The sequence below is a fragment of the Vibrio mimicus CAIM 602 genome (genome assembly GCF_000338875.1).
GTDB classification, from domain to species: domain Bacteria; phylum Pseudomonadota; class Gammaproteobacteria; order Enterobacterales; family Vibrionaceae; genus Vibrio; species Vibrio mimicus.
This window is the reverse complement of sequence record NZ_AOMO01000005.1, coordinates 1-1,725: the sequence shown is the minus strand read 5'-3', so window position 1 is coordinate 1,725 and position 1,725 is coordinate 1. Positions and strand designations below refer to the sequence as shown.

Here is a 1,725-nt window from a genome sequence, read left to right as displayed (position 1 = left end):
GGACAAAAGACGGTTCACGAGAAACTCACCGAATACACCTTTTAGCCACCTACTTTTGAAAACGCTAACAATGAGCAATAAAGGGACTAGATACCAGACTTGCACAAACACATTAAGAAATGCTTCAAAAATATTCACGGATTTTCCCTATTCAACTAACGCCCAATTAAGGTGTGAAGCACGCAATACCGATGCTACCGCATGCCTTCTTAATCACTAAAACTAACGCATAGTAAAAATGCCACGCGTGCTGAATCACTCTTAAATTGTTTGTTAGGAGATTGTTCTCGACATGCTGTAAAACCTATCATCAGCGTTATCAACCACAAAACCAACTCTTTCATAGAGATGAAAAGCTGGGCTGATTTTAAATACACGTAACTTAAGTCGATTAGCACCTGTTTCAATGGCTAACCTTTCACATTCAGAAAGTGCTAACGCCCCAATGCCTTTATTTTGGTATTTCTCGCTGACTTGCAAATCACAAACATAGCAACCGTCATTATCAAATGCCAAACGAATTGCTCCAACGACCTCATCATTGAGCAGGATATCGAAATTGGCTAAATCTTGAATTTGCTCTTCGATTTTTGAGCAATCCCAATCAACAGAATAATGCTCATAGTATGAACGCATATTTACGTAAGTAATCTTAGCCGAAGCTGATAAATCTGTTGTTTGTTGATACGAAACCATTGAATCTCCTAACGCCCAATTAAGGGGTGAACAACGCCTCCACCCAAACCTAAAGCATTGTGCCATAAACACTAAAACTGAAGTAGAAGCAAAAGTACCAAGCGTTGTGAATCCCTCTTAAATTGCTTGTTATACAAATAGTTACTTGGATTCTACGGTCTCTTTAAAAACTAGATTAAGGGGTTTAGCTAAAGAGTAAATCCACAAACCAAATGCTACAAAGCACCACATAAACAACGCTAGGAATAAACTAAATATTGGCCACATTGCTAATGCTAATAACAGACCTGACACACCCGTTACTGGTGTTTCTTCCCACTTTACAGTCTCCGCACCAAATATGGATGCGATGCCACACATTAAAAAGAAAACAAAGAAGCTTAAGCTAAAGCCGATAAAGAGCATTTTGAAAAGAGACCTTTTCGATATTTTCTTAACTGTAATTTCCATTTTCATCCCTGTATTTGTATAACGCCCGCCTAAGGGGCTGACAACGCATTACACTAAACTCAAACACAACAACCGAAACCACCGCGGCTCAATGGGACTGGAAACGCCACGCGTTGACAGTCCCTCTTGAGGCGTTTGTTATGCTTAAGCTTCAACACTTTACATTTGAACCTAATCAATGATAACCAACTGAAATCATTGGCCAAACTCCGAATTTCCTTGAATTAGAACTGACTCAACTTTTACCTATGAACTGACCAATGCAGGCTTTCATTTAACAACTAGGTCAATGTGGAAACCCTCTCCGACAAACTCACTCAACACGCATGAGCACAATAACTCAATGAGGCAATCACACTGAAACTTACAGCGACAGACACATAGCCGTTTCATTAGGCAGCGCAAAACAATGCTCAATTGCCGACAAACTTTAAGCCTATAAGTAAAGGCACCAAACTGCTCAAAGCGACTTGAGAGAACAAAACTCACCTCGCGTGGACTCAAAACCCAATGAGGCAATCACTCAGAATTTACAGCGCCAGACACATTGCCGCTTCATTAGGCAGCGAAAAACAATAT

3 protein-coding genes and 1 pseudogene are annotated in these 1,725 nt (G+C 40.2%); all 4 read right to left on the bottom strand.

All coding sequences use genetic code 11. The features are described 5' to 3' along the window. A pseudogene (locus D908_RS22995) lies at nucleotides 1–138 on the bottom strand (nuclease); the annotation flags it as partial. 135 nt (nucleotides 139–273) lie between these two features. After that, complete coding sequence (locus tag D908_RS18045; protein ID WP_005522123.1) at nucleotides 274–696, bottom strand: GNAT family N-acetyltransferase; 423 nt, start codon at nucleotides 694–696, stop codon at nucleotides 274–276. Between the two features lie 141 nt (nucleotides 697–837). Next, the gene (locus tag D908_RS18050) at nucleotides 838–1,152 is read right to left on the bottom strand and encodes a hypothetical protein (protein ID WP_172462067.1); all 315 of its coding nucleotides are present in this window, start codon (nucleotides 1,150–1,152) and stop codon (nucleotides 838–840) included. A gap of 264 nt (nucleotides 1,153–1,416) precedes the next feature. After that, complete coding sequence (locus D908_RS20270; protein ID WP_005522119.1) at nucleotides 1,417–1,650, bottom strand: DUF3709 domain-containing protein; 234 nt, start codon at nucleotides 1,648–1,650, stop codon at nucleotides 1,417–1,419. Nucleotides 1,651–1,725 lie beyond the last annotated feature (75 nt).

Bases quoted from the DNA above. Each gene is read 5' to 3' on its own strand.
- D908_RS18045 (WP_005522123.1), bottom strand. From the start codon at position 696: ATGGTTTCGTATCAACAAACAACAGATTTATCAGCTTCGGCTAAGATT.
- D908_RS18050 (WP_172462067.1), bottom strand. From the start codon at position 1,152: ATGAAAATGGAAATTACAGTTAAGAAAATATCGAAAAGGTCTCTTTTC.